At 69.1% G+C, this 17,040-nt stretch carries 12 protein-coding genes; 1 reads left to right on the top strand and 11 read right to left on the bottom strand.

The window, feature by feature from the left end:
* Positions 1 to 51: 51 nt before the first annotated feature.
* Genes DK847_RS19020 through DK847_RS19005 form a run of 4 tightly spaced genes read right to left on the bottom strand, consistent with a single transcriptional unit; the run spans position 52 to position 3,634 of the window.
* Positions 52 to 1,572 (bottom strand): ABC transporter substrate-binding protein, encoded by a 1,521-nt coding sequence (locus DK847_RS19020; RefSeq protein WP_111200134.1) that lies wholly within the window; start codon positions 1,570 to 1,572, stop codon positions 52 to 54.
* Positions 1,573 to 1,616: 44 nt separating this feature from the next.
* On the bottom strand, positions 1,617 to 2,525 hold the full coding sequence (locus DK847_RS19015; RefSeq protein WP_111200133.1) for a carbohydrate ABC transporter permease: 909 nt from the start codon (positions 2,523 to 2,525) through the stop codon (positions 1,617 to 1,619).
* Positions 2,525 to 3,451 carry a carbohydrate ABC transporter permease gene (locus DK847_RS19010; RefSeq protein WP_111200132.1) on the bottom strand — a complete coding sequence of 309 codons (927 nt, stop codon included), beginning with the start codon at positions 3,449 to 3,451 and terminating at the stop codon, positions 2,525 to 2,527. The genes DK847_RS19015 and DK847_RS19010 overlap by 1 nt, the downstream gene beginning before the upstream one ends.
* Positions 3,452 to 3,634: a hypothetical protein gene (locus tag DK847_RS19005; protein ID WP_111200131.1), complete on the bottom strand. Its 183-nt coding sequence runs from the start codon at positions 3,632 to 3,634 to the stop codon at positions 3,452 to 3,454.
* A gap of 65 nt (positions 3,635 to 3,699) precedes the next feature.
* On the opposite strand from DK847_RS19005, the gene DK847_RS19000 reads away from it, so the two are divergent.
* The gene (locus tag DK847_RS19000) at positions 3,700 to 6,993 is read left to right on the top strand and encodes an AAA family ATPase (protein ID WP_161957382.1); all 3,294 of its coding nucleotides are present in this window, start codon (positions 3,700 to 3,702) and stop codon (positions 6,991 to 6,993) included.
* Here DK847_RS19000 and qhpG read toward each other — a convergent pair.
* The 7 genes from qhpG to DK847_RS18960 all read right to left on the bottom strand — a co-directional run bounded on the left by qhpG (position 6,960) and on the right by DK847_RS18960 (position 16,969).
* Positions 6,960 to 8,336 carry a flavin-dependent monooxygenase QhpG gene (gene qhpG, locus DK847_RS18995; RefSeq protein ID WP_161957381.1) on the bottom strand — a complete coding sequence of 459 codons (1,377 nt, stop codon included), beginning with the start codon at positions 8,334 to 8,336 and terminating at the stop codon, positions 6,960 to 6,962. The two genes, DK847_RS19000 and qhpG, sit on opposite strands and share 34 nt — an antisense overlap.
* Positions 8,329 to 9,669, bottom strand: a complete 1,341-nt coding sequence (locus DK847_RS18990) for a radical SAM/SPASM domain-containing protein (protein ID WP_111200128.1) — start codon at positions 9,667 to 9,669, stop codon at positions 8,329 to 8,331. The genes qhpG and DK847_RS18990 overlap by 8 nt, the downstream gene beginning before the upstream one ends.
* Complete coding sequence (locus DK847_RS18985) at positions 9,669 to 11,438, bottom strand: ferritin-like domain-containing protein (protein ID WP_111200127.1); 1,770 nt, start codon at positions 11,436 to 11,438, stop codon at positions 9,669 to 9,671. Before DK847_RS18985 ends, DK847_RS18990 begins: the two co-directional genes overlap by 1 nt.
* Entirely contained in the window at positions 11,431 to 13,290 is a 1,860-nt protein-coding gene (locus DK847_RS18980; RefSeq protein ID WP_161957380.1) for a hypothetical protein, read from the bottom strand. The genes DK847_RS18985 and DK847_RS18980 overlap by 8 nt, the downstream gene beginning before the upstream one ends.
* Positions 13,287 to 14,816, bottom strand: a complete 1,530-nt coding sequence (locus DK847_RS18970; RefSeq protein ID WP_111200124.1) for an FAD-binding oxidoreductase — start codon at positions 14,814 to 14,816, stop codon at positions 13,287 to 13,289. Before DK847_RS18970 ends, DK847_RS18980 begins: the two co-directional genes overlap by 4 nt.
* Before the next feature lie 75 nt (positions 14,817 to 14,891).
* The gene (locus DK847_RS18965; RefSeq protein WP_425358702.1) at positions 14,892 to 16,214 is read right to left on the bottom strand and encodes an NAD(P)H-dependent oxidoreductase; all 1,323 of its coding nucleotides are present in this window, start codon (positions 16,212 to 16,214) and stop codon (positions 14,892 to 14,894) included.
* Positions 16,211 to 16,969 carry a class II aldolase/adducin family protein gene (locus tag DK847_RS18960; RefSeq protein ID WP_111200123.1) on the bottom strand — a complete coding sequence of 253 codons (759 nt, stop codon included), beginning with the start codon at positions 16,967 to 16,969 and terminating at the stop codon, positions 16,211 to 16,213. The genes DK847_RS18965 and DK847_RS18960 overlap by 4 nt, the downstream gene beginning before the upstream one ends.
* Positions 16,970 to 17,040 lie beyond the last annotated feature (71 nt).

Here is a 17,040-nt window from a genome sequence, read left to right as displayed (position 1 = left end):
CTCAGGGATCAAAAACGGAGGCGGCGCTGTGCCGCCTCCGCGTCGGGTTGCTTAGAGGCCGGCGTCGGCCACGGCGGCATCGATCGCCGCGGCGATCGTGTCCATGCACTTCTTCGGGTCGCCGCCGAAGTCCTGGCCGGTGAGCAGCTTGCCGAGGTTGACCGGGATTTCGTTGTTCGAGAAGCCAGCCCACAGCGGCATGTCGGGTTCGGAGGCCATGTCGTTGTCGATGATCCACTTGACCATCTCGAGATGGCGCGTGGTGCCGGGGCCCACGACGGCCTTCTCGTTGACGCGCGGATCGGTGAAGGACGACAGGCGCATCGGGGCGAAGCCGCCGATCAGCGTGCAGCGCGTCATCACGTCCTTCGAGCAGGCCCACTGCATGAAGACCCAGGCCGCATCGACGTTCTTGGAGTACTTCGACAGGCCCAGCACCGAGCCGCCCTGGTGGGCCCGGTTCGGCACTTCGCCGAAGCCCACTTCCGACTTCGGACGCAGGTCCTTGCCGATGAGCGGCTTCGCCGGCATCCACAGGCCCTGGACCTTGGAGTCCTTGCCGTCGAGGCCGGGGAAGAACTCGTCCCAGGACTGGACGAGGGCGCACTGGCCGGACGCCATCATCTGGAACTGGCCGTCCCAGGTGGAGTTGAGCGACTCGGGCGGGGCGTTCTTGGCCCATTCCTGGTACAGCGCGAGGCCTTCGATGCCGGCCGCGTCGTTGCCCTTGAACTTCTTGTCGGCGCCGAAGATCGAGCCGCCGGCGTTCCACACCATCTGGGTCCAGTCGCAGTTCAGCGAATAGTGGCCGGACTTGGCCTGGAGGCCGGTGCCGTACATGCCGTTGGCCTTCTCGGCCTCGGTGATCTTCTTGATGGCGGCAGTGAACTCGTCCACCGTCGTCGGCACCGCGATGCCGTGCTTCTCGAGGATGTCCTTCCTGTACATCAGCATGAAGATCGGGATGTCGAAGGGAATGCCGACCATCTTGCCGTCATACATGGCGAGGCCTTCGACCAGCGGCTTCGAGAAGTCGTCCCAGTCGAAGCCCGGCATGGCGAGATCCGGCTTGTCCTTGTAGTACTGCATCGGATCGATGGTGTCCTGCGCGAAGGTCGCCACCCAGGACTGGTCGAGGTAGTAGAGGTCGTAGGTGCCGAGCTGGCCCTGCACGTCCTGCGTGGCCTTGGCGAGAACCTGCTCGAGCGGAACGATCTCGACCTCGACCTCGATGCCGGTCGGCTCGGTGAATTCCTTCTTGATCTGGTCGAGCACGACGGTGGGCGGTGTGGCTTCCGAGGTGTAGCGGATCTTGGTGCCCTTGAACTTGGAGCCCACGTCCTTCAGCCACTGCGTGGTCGAGGCGTCCTGCGCCATGGCCTCGGTGCCGATCAGGCCGAGGTTGCCGCGGAAGCCGCGCTGGTTGCCGAGAAGGCCGGCCGAGAAGGCCGAGAAGCCGACGCCGGCAAGCGCCATCTTCTTCATGAAGTCGCGCTTCGAGATGCGGCGGGCGGCAAAGTCGCGCGCCACATCGGCGATGAACGTCTTCTTGTCGTAGTCTTTGAAGCTCATTGTGATCCTCCCATGGGTTGAGCCTTAGGTTCTCGCGCGCTGCTTCACTCTTTCAGGGAGCCAAGCGTGAGGCCGCGCACCAGATTCTTTTGAACGAGCAGGATGAAGATGAAGCTCGGGATGATCGCCGCCGTGCCCAGCGCCGCGATGAAGCCCCATTCATTGCCCGTCGAGGTCACGAAGGTCTGGATCTTCACCGGCACGGTGCGGATCTCCGTCGTGAGGAAAAGCGACAGCAGGAATTCGGTCCAGCTGAAGATGAAGACGAGGACGGCAGACGCCGCGATGCCGCCCTTGACCATGGGCAGCACCACCTTGCGGAAGGTCTGGAAGCGCGTGGCGCCGTCGATCATCGCCGCCTCGTCCACGTCCTTCGGCACGTCGTCGAGGAAGGACTTCATGAGGAGCACGGCAATGGGCAGGTTCATCAGCGCGTAGATCATCATGAGGCCGAAATAGCCCATGGCGAGGTTGTCGGTGTCGCGCAGGCCCGCCGTCTTGTAGATCGTCACCAGCGGCACGAGAATCGCGATGGGCGGCATGAAGCGCTGGCCCAGCACCCAGTTGAGATAGTGGTTGCGGCCCTTGAACATCATGCGCGAGATGGCATAGGCCGCAAACACCGCGACGATCATCGTGATGGTGGTGGCGCCCAACGACACGATGATCGATTCCATGATCGACTGGCGCGAATCATAGGCGCCGCCGCCGCCGACACCCATGCCGATGCCCTGGTCGATGGCCATTTCCGAGCGCGACATGCCGAGCAGCGTCACGCCGTAGTTGATGAAGGTCGGCACGAAGTCGAAGAAGTTGACGCGGTCCTTGTCGAAGATCGCCGAGCTCGGCTTGATCGAGGTCAACGCCCACCAGAAGATGGGGAACATGAAGAGGCCGACCACCAGGACGGCGGTGACGTCGCGCAGGATCTGGAGGGGACGCGAGGTTTCCATCAGAGTTTCACCCTGAAGATCTGCATGAAGAGGGTGGAGGCGACGATGACGATGACCAGCGTCAGCAGCGCCACGGTGGAGGCATAGGGGAAGTCGGCATTGCCGAAATAGATGCGGCCGGCATAGGAGGTGAGCGTCTCGGTCGCCGTGCCGGGGCCGGAATCGGTCATCACCTTGATGTAGTCGAAGGCGCGGAACAGGTCGATGCCGCGGATCAGCACCGCGATGGCGATGACCTTCGACATCATCGGCAGCGTGAGCTTGAAGAAGGCCTGGAAGGCATTGGCGCCATCGATGGCCGCGGCCTCGAAGGGCTCCTTGGGGAGCGAGCGCAGGCCCGCCAGCATGATGAGCACCATGAAGGGCGTCCACTGCCAGATCTCGGCCAGCAGCACGCCGGCCATCGCGGTGTTGGCCGTGCCGAGGATCGAGAAGCCGACCGGGAAAATGCCCAGCGCGATGAGCCCGCGGCTCAGCACGCCGAAGGAGCCGTTGAGCATGAGAAGGAACATCATGCCGGTGACGGCCGGCGGGATGACGAGAGGCAGCGTCATCATGGCGCGCAGCACGCCGTAGCCCTTGCGGTCCGAATCGAGGAGGAGCGCGATCAGCATGCCCAGCACCAGCTGGAAGAGGAGTGCGATCCCCGTGTAGAGGAAGGTGTTGTAGATGGCGTTCCAGACGCGCTCGTCGCCGAGGATCTTGGTCCAGTTATGGGTGGGGTCGAAGACCATCTTCCGGGTGGCGGCGTTCTTCTTGTAGAGCGACAGCGTCACCGCATAGAGCAGCGGATAGATGCCGAAGACCACCATCAGCGCCGCGGCGGGGAAGAGCCAGGGGAAGGGGCTTTCGGAGGTCAGCCAGTGCGGCAGCCAGGGACGGCGATCCGTCTCGCGCAGGTCGAGGCTGGCGGAATCGGCAGGCATTCAGGACGGCTCCCATGGCCCGGCGTTGCGGGCGATTGCATTTGTGATTTTGAAATTGCAAAAGTGCAGGGGAATTGCGGACGAGTCAACGCCGCGCAGGTGGTCGATGACGATTTTCGCAGTGCAAACAATGTATTGCGCTGCAGCATGCAGGTAAAAATGACGTTGCGTCATGACAGCCATTGTCCTTCCCTTCGGCGGCAATCCGGCTAATCTGCCGTTCTGGTTGCACAAACGGAGTTGGTCGGGTGGGGCCAGACGAGGAGGTGCGGACGGTTCTCGAGTCTGTCGGCTTGGGAGAACTGGCGCCGCGTTTCGCTGCCGAGGACGTTGACGCCACCCTCCTGTGGTCGCTGGAGGATGGCGACCTGCGCGATCTGGGCCTGACGCTGGGACAACGCAAGAAGCTGCTGGAGCGCCTCAAGGCGGGGCGCAGCGCCGCCGACCGCGAGAGCGGCACGGCGCTGCCCGAGCCGGAGTTCCGCCGCATCACCGTGCTGTTCAGCGACCTTGTCGGCTATACCGAACTCACCCAGCGGCTCGACCCCGACGACATGCGTGGCCTGCTCCAGCGCTACCATGCGGCGGCGCGTGACGCCGCCCGGCAGCATGGCGGCTTCATCGCCTCGGTGCAGGGCGACGGGGTGGTGATGCTGTTCGGCTTTCCCACGGCACAGACCGCAAGTGCCGAGCGCGCCATCGGCGCCGCCCATGCCGTGCTCGCAAGGCTGCGCGGGCTTCAGCACCGCCTGGCCAGCGGCGAGACGATCGACCTCGAGGCGCGCGTGGGGATTGCCAGCGGCAAGGCCATCGTCGGCTTCGGCCCGGATTATGCCGGCGGCGAGCCGCAGATGGTGGGGCCGGTGATCAACCGTGCCGCCCGGCTGCAGGCCACGGCGCCGCCCGGCGGCGTGGTGGTCGACGAGGCGACGCGCGCGCTGGCCGCCGCGGCATTCGCCTTCGACGCGCTTCCGGAGGCGGCGCTGAAGGGCTTTGGCCAGAAGGTGCCCGTGGCGCTGGCCCTGCCGCAGGGCGTGCCCCCCGGCCCACCGCGCAGCATCGACCCCGCCATTCCCAGTGCACATGAGGCGGAACGCGGGCGGCTTGCCGAAGCCTGGCGCGCGGCGCGGCCGCCGCAGCCCGCCATGGTGCTGCTGTCGGGCGAGGCGGGCATCGGCAAGTCGACGCTGGTGGCGCAGTTCGCAGCAGAGCTCCGCGGCGCCGGCGCCCAGGTGAAGCGGCTGTCCTGCATGGCGCTCTCCGCAAACGTGCCGCTGCGCCCGGTGATCGACCTTCTGGACACGCTGCTGGGCACCGCGGCGGACAGCGCGGTGAAGGTGCGCTTCGAGCAGCTGGAGCGGTTGTTCGCCTGGGCAACGCCGGCCGAGCGCAGCGCGGTCGCGGTGCTGATGGGGCTTGGCGGCGTGGTGCCCGGCGGCGTGACCGCCACGCAGCTCGACCGCCGCCTGCTGCTCTCCACCCTCGCCCGCTTCCTGATGCAGAGCGAGGCCGCCGCCCTCCTTGTGGTGGTGGAGGACGTGCACTGGGCCGATGCCACGACGCGTGAACTTCTGGCCGCCTGCGCCGACACTGCCTGCGAGACGCCGGTGATGCTGCTGGCCACCTCACGCGAGGCCGAGGACCCGGTGTGGCGTGCCGAGAGCGGGCCGCTGCAGGTGCCGCTGTCGCCCGTCACCGAGGATGCGGCGCGGCGGGTGCTGGCGCATCACCTGGCGGGGCGCGACCTGCCCGAGGCCATCAACGAGGCGATCGTCACGCGCAGTGCCGGCAACCCGCTGATGCTGGAGGCGCTGGCGCGCTGGGCCCATGACTGGACGGTGGCGCAGCCCGGACAGGAGTTCGAGGTTCCGGATTCGATCTACGAAAGCATCTCGGCGCGGCTCGACGCATTGCCATCGGGCCGCAAGGTGACCGCCGCCCTGTCGGTGTTCGACGAGCCCACCGAGGAGCGCGTGCTGGCCGCAACGCTGGGGATGACGGCGGCGGACCTTGGCCCGGCCCTGGCGGAACTGGCGCGGGCGCGCATCATCGAGCGCCGCGGCGGCAGTGCCGCGGCCAGCGTGCGCTTCAGCCACAGCCTCTACCGCGAGGTTGCCTATGAGCGGCTGGTGAAGTCAGCCCGCGAGGGCCTGCACCGCAGTGCCTTCGCGGCACTGACCAGATCGCATGCCGACCTCGCCCGCCAGCGCCCGGGGCACCTTGCCTGGCATGCCCATGAGGGTGGCGACCACGCCAGCGCGGCGCCGCTGGCGGTGGCCGCGGGCGAGCAGGCGCTGCAGCGTTCGGCCCTGATGGAAGCCACGCATTTCCTGCGCCAGGCGGAGATGTCGATCGAGCGGATGGGGGAGGGGGAGAAAACCGATCCGCTGCGGCTGCGGGTGCTGATCGCGCAGTCATCGATCAGCCGGGCGCGGCTGGGCATTGCCTCGGAAGAGGCGGGGCGGCTGGGCCGCGAGGTTCTTGAGCTGGCGCAGAAGCTGCGCGAGACGCGGAGCGAGCTGATCGCCCTGACCGGCCTCTACACCCACGCCCTGGTGCGGGCCGAATATGCCGCCGCCGGCAAGTGGGCAGGCTTGCTGCATGCCAAGGCGGAGCAGGCGCAGGACCGGACCTTCCGCATGATCGGGCGGCGCGGCATGGGCGTGGTGGCGCTGCATACCGGCGCGCTGGCGGAAGCCGCCCTTGCCCTGCAGGAGGCACTCGACAGCTATGACGAGGCGCAACACCTGCCGCTGGCCCACAGCCATGGCTATGATCATGCCGAGATCAGCTCGGCCTTCCTGTCCTATGCGCTGTGGATCTCGGGCGACCCGGTGGGCGGGCTGGCGGCCAGCGAATTCTCGGTCAGCCATTCGCGCCGCATCCGCCACCATCATTCGCTGGCGCAGGCGCTGATCTTCCGCTCGATGCTGCTGCTGGTGGCCGGCGACTGGCAGCAGTGCCTTGCGGCGGCGCAGGAATGCGCCGAGCTGGGGCGGCGCCACGACCTCGGCGTCATGCGTTCGGCCGGCGGCTTCTTCGTCATGGGCGTGCAGCTGCTGATGCGGGAAGCACCGCCCGCGGCGGCCGAATATGCGGCGCTGAACCAGAAGCTTGCCGATTTCCGGCGGATGAACCCCTACAACTATCAGCAGGTGATCGGCATCGTGCTGGCGCAGCTCTACCTCAGGAGTGGCAGCCCGGCCGAGGCCGACGCGGCCCTGCAGCAGTCGGAGGCGGTGCAGAACCGCACCAGGGAAACCTTCCTCGAGCCCGAGCTGATGCGGCTGCGGGCCCAGATCCTGCGGGCCAGCGGCGAGGAGGGCGCAGCGCGCGACGCGCTGGCGGCGGCCCTGCAGGTTGCGGAGAAGATGGGGGCCCGCATGCTGGCGCTGCGCATTGCCTGCGACATGGCCGAAGCCGATCCTTCGGCCGAGACGCTGGCGCGGCTGGCGGCGGCGCGGCGCAAGCTCACCTCGCAGGATGAAGGCTGGGACCTGATGCGCTGTCAGGCATTGCTGCCTGCCGTCACCCCCGGCTGAGCCGGCGCGGCATTGCCCAGGGCTCCCTCCTCCAGCAGCAGGCGCAGGATGGCCTGGGCCTGGCCTTCGCCGGCAATCCGCGCCAGCCTTTCAGACAGCACGGTGACCGCCGCGGGTGGTGACAGGAGCCGCGCCAGCGCACCAGCGGGAAACGGCCCCAGCCGCGGCACGGCCTGGGCACTGCGGGGCAGCCACAGCGCATCGGCCCAGGCTATGCGGCCATGTTCCAGCACGGCGCTGCGTACCAGGGGGGCCAGGGCGAGGGGCCGCGTGAGGGCCGGCCAGGGTGGTGGCGCAGGTGAACCGGCGGCTTCAGCGGAGGCCATGGCGGACCAGAAGCCCGTGGCGAAGCGTGCCTGATCGGCGAGCGAGCGGCGCGTGGCATCGCGGGCGGAGCTGGCGGCCATCCGGTGACGGTCGCGGATGAAGCTCCGCGCGGCGCCGGCATCGCCCGCCGGATCAAGCAGTGTCGCCGCCGCGGCGGCAGCCTGAACCCCGCTGCGCAGGGCATGGACAATGCCGTGCGAGGCCAGCGGATCATTGGCGAGGGCGGCATCGCCGACCCGCAGCACCCGGGGCGAGAGAAAGGGATCCGCCACCGCCACCAGCATCGAAGCCGACACGGGCCCGGCCCGCAACGCGGCCGGCAGGCCGAGCGCCGAGGGGCGAAGGTGATCGGCAAGGCACCGGGCACGCGTCGCCGCCGTGCCGCCGGCGAGCCTTGCCGCGGGCAGGAACAATGCCCCGTTCACCTCGCCATGCGGCAGCAGCGCGGCCCAGAGCCAGCCCTCGGCCAGGGCCTCGAGCAGCATGGCGGGCTGGCCGGACGGCGGCGCCCCCCTGCCGCCGAAGGCCAGGGCCGCCATGACGGGCGTGCCCTGCGGACGGGCCTTCAGCCCGGCGCGGCCGCGGGCATCGATGACGAAGCGAGCGGCCATGGCGCCCGTGCTGGTGGCAAGGAGGACGTGCTCTCCTCCATCCGCGATGGCCGTCACGCGCGCCGCGCGCAGGCTTGCGGGCGGCAGCAGGCGGCGCAGCGCGGCATGGAAGCGGCTGCGGTCCAGCAGGAGGGGGCCGTCCGCCGCGAAGGGGCGCGTCTCCGGCCTGCCGCGCCAGTGGAGATGCATGGCCGCTGCCCGGCCCAGGCCCGCGGCATCGAGGGCACCGGCCATGCCGCAGGACCGGGCGAGGGCAATGCCGTTGGCGGCAAGGCTCTCGATGCGCGGGACGGGCCCGCGGCCGGGGTCGACGAGTGTGACGGCAAGGCCGGCCTCGCGCAGCGACAGGGCCGCCGCCACGCCGGCCGGGCCGCCGCCGATCACCGCAACGTCGGTGTCAGGCACGGCCGTCGAACCAGTCGGGCCGGGCCGTGGCGAGGCGGGAATAGGCGGTGAGGGCATAGTGCAGCCAGCCGCGCACATAGTCGCAGGCGGGGCGGCCGGCGTTGATCACCTCATGGTGGCAGCCGCCACCGCAGAGCCGCCGCGCCCAGCACGTGGCGCAGGGCGCCTGGGCTTCCACCGCCCGCGCCGCAAGGAAGGACCGGCGGCGGCCATGGTCGATGCCGTTGCCCAGCGAACCCATGGCGCCGGCATCATCGTTCACGAAGCGGTGGCAGGCGGAATAGTTTCCGGCCGCGTCCAGCGCCAGGTAATCCCGTGCCGCGCCGCAGCCATGGCTGCGCGGCTGGCCGCGATGCAGTTCGGTGAGCGCGGTGGCGAGGTTGGCGAAGGGATGGTGGCCGCCCTCGAGGGTGGCTGCCATCCAGGCTTCGCCGCAGGCCATCATCTGCGCCAGCAGGGTTTCGAAGTCGGCAGCCGCCAGTGCGCCCTGGCCGGTGGGCGAGGCGATCATCGGCGACACGCCGACGGAGGTGAAGCCCATCGCCCCGAGCGCTGTCATGGTTTCCGCCAGGTCGAGGTTGTGCGGCGTGGCGGTGACCCGCGCCGAGAGCGCGATGCGGCCGGCATGGCGGGCCAGATGGGCGACCCCCTGGGCCACGCGGTCGAAGCTGCCCGCCCCGCCGCGCGCCGGGCGCAGCCGGTCATTGGCGGCCCGCGCGCCATCGATGCTGACGGTGACGGCGAAGCGGTGTGCGGCGAGGAACGCCGCATCCTCGGCCGTGACCAGCGTCGCATTGGTGGTGGTGGAGAAGCCGACCGACACGGCGCGGGCGGCAGCCCTGCGGCGCGCATGGTCCACGGCCTGGCGGATGAGATCACGCGCAATCGCCGGTTCGCCACCCATGAAGGCGATCTTGACCGCGCCGCCGGGCGGCGTGGCGGCGATGAGCGCGTCGATGGCGCGGCGCGCCACGTCCCAGCCCATGCGGGTATCCGGCCCGCCGAAGCTGCCGCCCGCGGCATAGCAATAGGTGCAGGCGAGATTGCAGGTCTGCGACACGGTGAGTGCCAGGGCGCGCACCGGGCGGGTGAGGTCGGCCGCCGGCGGGAGGCTGGGCGGCGCGTCGAGCCCGAGGCGCTGCAGCGCCGCCGTGGTGGACGCATCGCCGCTCATCAGGCCTTCCGCCAGCGTGGCGGCCTGTGCGTCATCGAGGCGGTAGAGGCCCGCCGTCTCGGCGACCAGCGCCACGTCGCCGGCGAGGTGGGCGTGCCGGCTGCGCGGCCGGGCGGCCTGCATCGCCTCCAGCGCCGGGTGGCCGGCATCCCGGGCCATCAGGCGTCTCCCGGCCAGGCGGCGAAGAAGGGTATGCCGATGCCGAGGCGGGCCAGCGCCTCCGCCTCCGCCTGGAAGTCGCGCATGGCGGCGCGCGCGCGCAACAGGCTGGCCTCGGCGCCCGGCATGTCATCCGCCGCCTCGGCGCGGTAGCCGTCGTGCGTGGCGGCGACGATGCCGGCGAGGAGCTGCAGCGCCCGCGCCACGCTCCCGTCACCGGGGCCGGCGAGGATCATCTGGCGCAGGAAGAGTTCGGGCTTGAGGTGGTAGCGCGACAGGATCGCGGCGGCGTCGCGGAACTTCTGGAAGTGCTGCAGCCCGTCGCTGTCGATGCGCACGGCGAGTTCATAGAGGCCATCGGGGAATTCGCCGGGCGTCTCCCGCAGGTGATCGACGAGGCCGGCATATTCGCGGTCGAGCTGGTTGGCGGGCCGTTCGATGTCGACGAACTGCTGCAGCACCTCGAGGCTTGCAGGCCTCAGGCTGGTGGCGCCGGTGCGCATCGCTTCGGGCAGCGGGCGGACGACCGGCTGGTAGCGCCGCCCCGGCGGGTAATGGCCGGAGGCCGACAGCGTCCACAGGATCTGGTTGACCCAGCGCATGTGGGTCATCTCGCTCAGCGCCACCGACAGGATGAACTGGCGCACGGCGCGCAGGTCCTCGACCAGGCTCGGCCACTGGCGCTGCTCCTCCGCCGTCGGCTCGTCGGGGGCGCGCAGCGAGAAGAGGGCGTAGAGATAGCTCATGGCGAGGGTGAATTCGCGCGGGGCAAGGTCGGTCTCGAGATCCTCGATGGCCTTGGCCGTGGTGGGGTAGGACTGGCGCAGGCCCGCCATCGGCAGCGTGTCGGGCTTTGACTCGGTCTCCACCCCCTGCAGCACGAAGGACAGTTCCTCCCAGCGCAGGTTGATCTCGAAGGGGTCGTAGTCGTCGGGCCGCGCCTGCTCCAGCGTGGCGGGGGCGGAGACATCGCGCCACGGCCCGCGCCGGCGCAGCCAGTCGAGGAAGGTGACGCCCTGCGCGGCATCGTCCTGCGAGGTGCCGGCCTCGCCCACCGGGCCAACCACCGGGCCCAGCACCACGTCCGGGTGGTTGGAGGCCCAGTACTGGCAGGCACAGTCGCGGAAGTCATGCGTCCACGGGCTGCACATCGAGGCGGTGAGCTCGCCCGCACGGTAGACGTCCGGGAACACGCCGTCCTCGTCGAGGAAGCGCCGGCGCCTCCCCTGCAGCACCACCGGGTTGCCGGTGGGCTGGCCGGTGGGATCGCGCTGGGTGAGGGCGATGGTCAGGTCCGCATCCGCCTCGATGCCGCGGATCACCCACCAGCAGGTTTCGCCCTCGTAGGGCGTCATCAGCGTGGCATTCTGGAAGACGTTGAAGTCATAGAGGTCGATGCGCCGGCCATGCTGCTCGATCGAATGCAGGTACCAGGTGCCGCTGCCCAGCGCGGCACCGGCGGCACCGTTGAGCTGCTTCTTCAGCGCGTCGAGCCAGAGCTCGGACCGCGCGAAGATCGGATCGCTCTCGACCTCGGCATTGACGAGGTGGACGCCCTGCGTGCCGTCCGGCCCCGACGGCTCGATGCCGAGGAACTCGAAGGTGAGGCCGGGGAAGAAGCGCACGTCGAGCTGGCGCAGGTCGAATTCGAGGCCGGGGTAGCAGTTGCCCACACCCGACTCCATCAGGCTGGAGGCGGGGTTGCCGAGCACCGGCTGCGGGTAGCGCGGGTCGGGCGCGTGGTTCAGCTTCTTCGGCGCGTCAGCCATGGTGCGGGCCCCCCTCGGCGACGAGCGCGGCGTCGCGCCAGCTCTTGTCGGTTTCGAGCTTGTCGAGATAGGCCATCAGCAGGTCGTAGTGGCGCCTTGTGATGCTGAGCGGCACGCCCATCGAATGGCGCATGAAGGGCGGCATGCGCATGTCATAGGTGATGTCCATGACGTTGCGCGGGTCGCGGTAGCGCGGCGGGTCGTCGGGGCTGGCGCGCCGGGGCGTGCCGCCCTCGGACTCCGGCTTGTCCCACTTGCCCACCGGCACGGCGGCGGGCTTCTGCACGCCGACGCGGGCCGGAAGGTCCGCCACCCGCGCGAAGGGCGGGCGCACGATGCGCCGCACCCGGTCCGGCCGCCGCGCCAGGAACTCGCGCAGCACCATGCTCTCGGCCATGCGGGCATGTACCTGCTGCACCACCTGGGTATAGGGCAGCCGGTCGTTGGGCCCGGAGGTGGAAACCCGCGTGTCGTCCTGGCCGGGCGTATAGTCGGGCGTCAGTTCGGCATAGGGCGCATCGTCGGCGCGCATGGTCTTGGGGCCGAGGCGGGGCGACAGGCCATGGTCCCAGTCCGGCTCGTCCGGCCCGGCAGCGCCGAGAATGCCGGCATTGCCGGCCAGCGCCCAGGAGCGGCGCTGGTCGAGGTTGACGAGGCTCGCCGTCTCGAAGATGCGGCGGAACAGGTCGAGGATCTCTTCCGGCGTCGTCTCGGGGTGGGGCTCGGGCGGCGGCAGTTCGCGGTCGTCGAGTTCGTCGCGGATCGAATACATCGGCCGCCGGTCGGGGGCGAAGTCCGGCGGCCCGGCGAAGGAGCGCGCCTTGGCCCGCAGCACCCGCCCGTCGATGGTGAGGGCCGCCTGGATGATCAGGTCGCAGGTGTTGTCGATGGTGCCCCAGCTGCCGCCCGCCCCTTCGCGCGAGCCGTCATAGCTGTCCTGCGGTGTGGGCCACTTGGGCGTGTTGCCGGTGCGGAAGTTGAAGCCGGACCATGCGGTGCCCGGCGTGAGGATGCGGTTTTCCGGCCGTGTCATCGCATGGTTGCGGCCATATTCGGTGAGTGCGGGCTCGAAGTCGCCCGGCGGGCGCGGCGAGGCCATGGCGGTGGTGGCATCGGGCGGGCCGAAGGTGGCGCCGGAGCCCGGCGTGAAGCGCAGCCGCACCTGGTCGAGCCGCGTGTGGCAGCTCCAGCCCTCGCCGTTGGGCAGGAAGGTCTGCACATGGCCCAGCGGCAGCGGCGCATCGGGGCGCACCAGCGGCACCTCGCCATAGCTGCGCGGGCTGATGGCATCGAGGCTGTGGCGCTTGAAGGAGTCCCCGGCGAAGACGACATGGGCGACGGCGGCGCAGGAGGCGAGCTTGGTGCGCGACTGCGCCTTGCGGTTCGCCGCATCGACGGTGAACACCAGGTCACGCAGGCTGGCCTTGCGGGCCTCGAGGAAGGCCCGCGTCACCGGCACGGCGAGGATGCTGCCGTCATCGTCCTGGACCCTGGCCCAGAGTTCGAAGAAGGGAGCAACGGGGCGGATCCTTCCCCTGGCGTCCTTGAAGGCGATTTCACCCGGTTCCTTGATGACCAGGCGGTGCGGCCAGTGGCCATCGCCGCGCCCGGATTCGAGTTGCAGCGACCGGGTGGCGCGGATCTTGGTCTGGACACCGCGATGCGGGTTCTTGTCGAAGGTCCAGTCATAGGCGTCCATCGGCTCTGGCGACGAGCCGACCCGGGCAATGGCCATGGGCGGGTCGAAGTAGAGGCCGACCACCCTGCCCTGGCCGGGCGGGCGGCCGCACCATGGCGCGCAGGGCTGGTCGGCCGCGGTGCTGCAGGCGCAGGGCTTTTGCGGATCGCTCATGGGGAGGCCTCCTGCGGCGGGGCATCCTGGTGCAGGAGGCCCTGTTCAAAGTCGAAGAGATTGTGCGGGTCGTATTTCATCTTGATGGCCATCAGCCGCGCCAGGTTGGCGCCGAAATACTGCTCGCGGAAGCCGGCGTTGCCGCGGCGCGGATAGTTCTGGTAGCGCGCGCCGTTGCCCATGGCGCCGGCGATGTGGCCGAACTCCTCGAGCCAGGCAACGGCATGGTCACGGTTGGCCTCGAAGGTCCAGAAGCTCCAGGAAAACATGTTGAGGCTGGCGCGGCGGTGGACGAAGGCGTTGAAGTCCGGCGCCTTCTCGTTGATGGCGCCGCCATAGCATTCGAGGGCGATGAAGGTGGTCTTGTCCGGCGCCTTGAGGAAATGGCTGACGATGTCGTGCCAGCGCTCCGGCCCGTGGTGCTCGGCGATGATGCGGCCGTCGGCCAGCGGCTTGGTGTTCATCGACACGCTGGGCATGTCGTTGCCGGGCGGGTGCACGGTCTGCAGCAGGATCTCGTTGAGGTGGAGGTAGTGCCCGCTCTTCCAGATCTCGACCTGCGCGGCCTCGTTCTCGACATGCGCGAGCAGGGGGCCGAGCGCCGCCCGGGCCTCGGCCATGGAGCCGTCATAGAGGCCGCGGATGTTGAGGCCGGGGACCTGGCCGTCCGGGTGTTCGGCGGTCGGCAGATACATCATCAGCGCCTGCAGTCCGATCTTCGGTGCGCCGCCATCGCAATAGTGCTGCTGCAGGGTGGCGAGCGCCCGGCAGGCGGTGGCCACCTCCCGCTCATTGGCGAGCGGGAAGCGCAGGCCGAAGCCGAAGAGCCGGTCCAGCGGCCGCAACCGGTATTCGATTTCGACCAGAACGCCGAACTGGTTGCCGGTGCCGCCGCGCACCGCCCAGTAGAGATCCTCGTGGTGCTGGTCGCCGGCCCTCGCGCGCACCACGCGGCCATCGGCCAGCACCATGGTCACCGCCTCGACATTGTCGCAGTTCATGCCGAAGAGGCGGGAGGTGAAGCCATAGCCGCCGCCCTGCATGTAACCCGCCACGCAAACGGTCTCGCAGCCGCCGCCCGGCACGTGCAGGCCGGCCTCGTCCAGCATCAGGTTGAACTTGCGGAAGCAGGTGCCGGGCCCAACCCGGGCCGTCTGGGCCTCGCGGTCGATCAGCACGTGGTTGACGCCGCTGGTGTCGATGACGAGCTGGTCGTTGACCGAGAAGCCGGCCGTCGAATGCCCGCCCGAGCGGCACACCACCGAAAGCCGGGCCTGCCTTGCGAAATGCAGTGCCGCCACCACGTCGCTCTGCGACACGCAGTTGGCGATGACCTGCGGATAGCTCTGGTAGGTGTGCATGAAGCCCATGCGGGCGTCGTTGTAGCCCGGCTGGCCGGACAGCATGAGGGTTCCGGCAAAGCGCTCCGTCAGGCGGGCGAGCTCGTCCTGGGTGTAGGTGTTGAGGCCGGTCTCGACCTTGTGGCGGCGTGACCCGAAGGCGTAGGGACTTCTCTGTCTGCGCACGCGCCGGCCTCCGGTGAGGCCTGCATTAGGTGGTTATACCTAGTGTATTGTCAAGGTTGAGTTTACGCAGGGTGATCAGAGGGCGTGGAGACGGGTGTCGGACTGGTCCATGCGGCGGCGGATCTGGGTGACCAGCAGGCTCTCGTCGGGTGCGCAATTGTCGTAGGTGAGGCGGTCGCCGGCCTTGATGGGCTTCAGCACCTTCGCCCCCTGCGCCAGGCCCAGCGGCACGGCATTGGCATTGCGGGCCTCCGCATGGGTCATGGCCCAGGCGCGATAGTCCGTTTCGCCGATGCGGCCGAGGATCTCGCCCACCGCCAGGTCACGCTTGGCCACCGTCACGCATTCGGCCACGGGCTGTTCGAGCGGCACCATGTCGGCCTGGCCGTGGAGCACGGCGCGGGCGGCGGAGAGCGGCACCTCCATGCTGGTGAGGTGATAGGGGCGCGTCAGCGCGAAATAGGGGCCCTTGCCGACCTTGAGGTCGATCAGGCGCTCCTGCAGGCGCGGGTGATCGGTGGTGACGATGCAGAAGACGCCGGGGGCAACGCCCTTGCCGATGGAATAGTCGACACAGCCCTTCTTCGACAGCACGCCGCCATGTTCCTTCGGGATCAGCACCGAGGCCAGTTCCTCACGCGTGGCGGCGGGGCCGTGCATGCCGGGCACGTCGGGCACGAGGCCGGTGCAGTTGGCGATGGCCACCATCTCCACCATGGTCTTGGAGCCGTCGACGAACTCGACCAGCATGCGGGCATTCATGTTGCGGGCCCTGGCCTCCGCCTCGTAGTCGGCGGGCACCGCGTCCCATTTCAGCGGATTGTTCTTGCCCTTGCCGGCACAGACCACTTCGAGCCCGATCGACTGGGCGAAGCCGATCAGCTCCAGCGTGGCGGCGGGCTCGTCTCCCGCGGCACCGGTATAGACGACGCCGGCGCGCTTCGCCGCCTCGTGCAGGTGGCGGCCGATGGTGATGTCGGCCTCGACATTGAGCATGACGACGTGCTTGCCGCTGGCGATGGATTCGAGCGCGAACTGCGTGCCGGTGTTGGGATTGCCGGTGGCGTCGATCACCACGTCGATGCGGCCGGACCTGGCCAGCACGGCAGGATCAGACGTGATGGCGATGTGGCCCGACTCGATTGCCGCATCGATGGCGGCGGGCGTTTCGGCATAGACCGTGCGGTCCTCCGGAAAGCCCGCCATGGCGGCGGCGGCGCGGGCCTGGGGCGGGCGCATCTCGGCCACCGCACCGAGGCGGAGCCCCGGCATGCGGTTCAGCTGCACCATGATGTCGGTGCCCATCTGGCCGCAGCCGGCGAGGCCGATGGTGACGGTTCTCCCCGCCTCGGCGCGGGCCTTCAGTTCGGAAACGAGCGGGGAGACGCCTGCGATCACTTCTTCTTCGTGCCCTTCTTTGCTCCGCTGGTTTTCGGCGCGGCCTTCTTCGGCACGTCGCGGCGGACCAGACCGGTGACCGAGGGTGCGTCGGTCTTCTTGAACTCGCCTGCCTGCTTACCATAGGTCTTCATGCGCGCCAGCACGGTATTCATCTGGTTCGACCTGAGGATCACCGGCTTGCCGACCTGGAGGGCGGCCCAGTACTGGTGGGCGATGGTCTCCACCTCGCCGGCGCGCCACAGGGCCTTTTCGAGATTGGGGCCGAAGGCGATCTGGCCATGGTTGCCGAGAAGGCAGGCGGAGCGGTCCTTCAGCGCCTTGAGCATGGCGGCGGAAAGCTCCGGCGTGCCGAACTCGGCATAGTCCGAGCAGCGGATGTCGGTGCCGCCGGCAATGCCGATCATGTAGTGGAAGGGCGGAATGTCCTTCCTCAGGCAGGCCAGCGCGGTCGCGTAGATCGAATGGGTGTGGACGATGGCGCCGGCTTCCGCCCGGTGCTTGAAGATGTCGAGGTGCATGCGCCATTCGGTGGAGGGCAGGTATTCGCCGACATAGCCGCCGTCGAGGTCCATCTCGACGATGTGCTCCGGCTTCATCCGGGCATAGGGGATTCCGGACGCGGTGATCAGGAAGCCCTCGGGGGTGCGCACGCTCACATTGCCGGAGGTGCCCTGGTTGATCCCCTCCTCGTTCATCCTGAGGCAGGTGTCGATCACTGCTTCGCGGAGATCGAGGTACTTGAGCTTGGCCATGTGAGGGGTTCCCGGATTGAAGGTCAGGTGAGCGGCTATAGACCGGGCCCGCCGTGGCGGACAAGAGCCGG

The sequence above is a fragment of the Aestuariivirga litoralis genome (assembly GCF_003234965.1).
Lineage (GTDB): Bacteria > Pseudomonadota > Alphaproteobacteria > Rhizobiales > Aestuariivirgaceae > Aestuariivirga > Aestuariivirga litoralis.
This window is presented reverse-complemented; position numbering and strand designations above follow the sequence as displayed.

What these genes read in the sequence shown, in the direction of transcription:
- DK847_RS19020 (WP_111200134.1), bottom strand. Translation starts at nt 1,572, where the DNA reads ATGAGCTTCAAAGACTACGACAAGAAGACGTTCATCGCCGATGTGGCG.
- DK847_RS19015 (WP_111200133.1), bottom strand. Translation starts at nt 2,525, where the DNA reads ATGGAAACCTCGCGTCCCCTCCAGATCCTGCGCGACGTCACCGCCGTC.
- DK847_RS19010 (WP_111200132.1), bottom strand. Translation starts at nt 3,451, where the DNA reads ATGCCTGCCGATTCCGCCAGCCTCGACCTGCGCGAGACGGATCGCCGT.
- DK847_RS19005 (WP_111200131.1), bottom strand. Translation starts at nt 3,634, where the DNA reads ATGGCTGTCATGACGCAACGTCATTTTTACCTGCATGCTGCAGCGCAA.
- DK847_RS18990 (WP_111200128.1), bottom strand. Translation starts at nt 9,669, where the DNA reads ATGGCCCGGGATGCCGGCCACCCGGCGCTGGAGGCGATGCAGGCCGCC.
- DK847_RS18985 (WP_111200127.1), bottom strand. Translation starts at nt 11,438, where the DNA reads ATGGCTGACGCGCCGAAGAAGCTGAACCACGCGCCCGACCCGCGCTAC.
- DK847_RS18980 (WP_161957380.1), bottom strand. Translation starts at nt 13,290, where the DNA reads ATGAGCGATCCGCAAAAGCCCTGCGCCTGCAGCACCGCGGCCGACCAG.
- DK847_RS18960 (WP_111200123.1), bottom strand. Translation starts at nt 16,969, where the DNA reads ATGGCCAAGCTCAAGTACCTCGATCTCCGCGAAGCAGTGATCGACACC.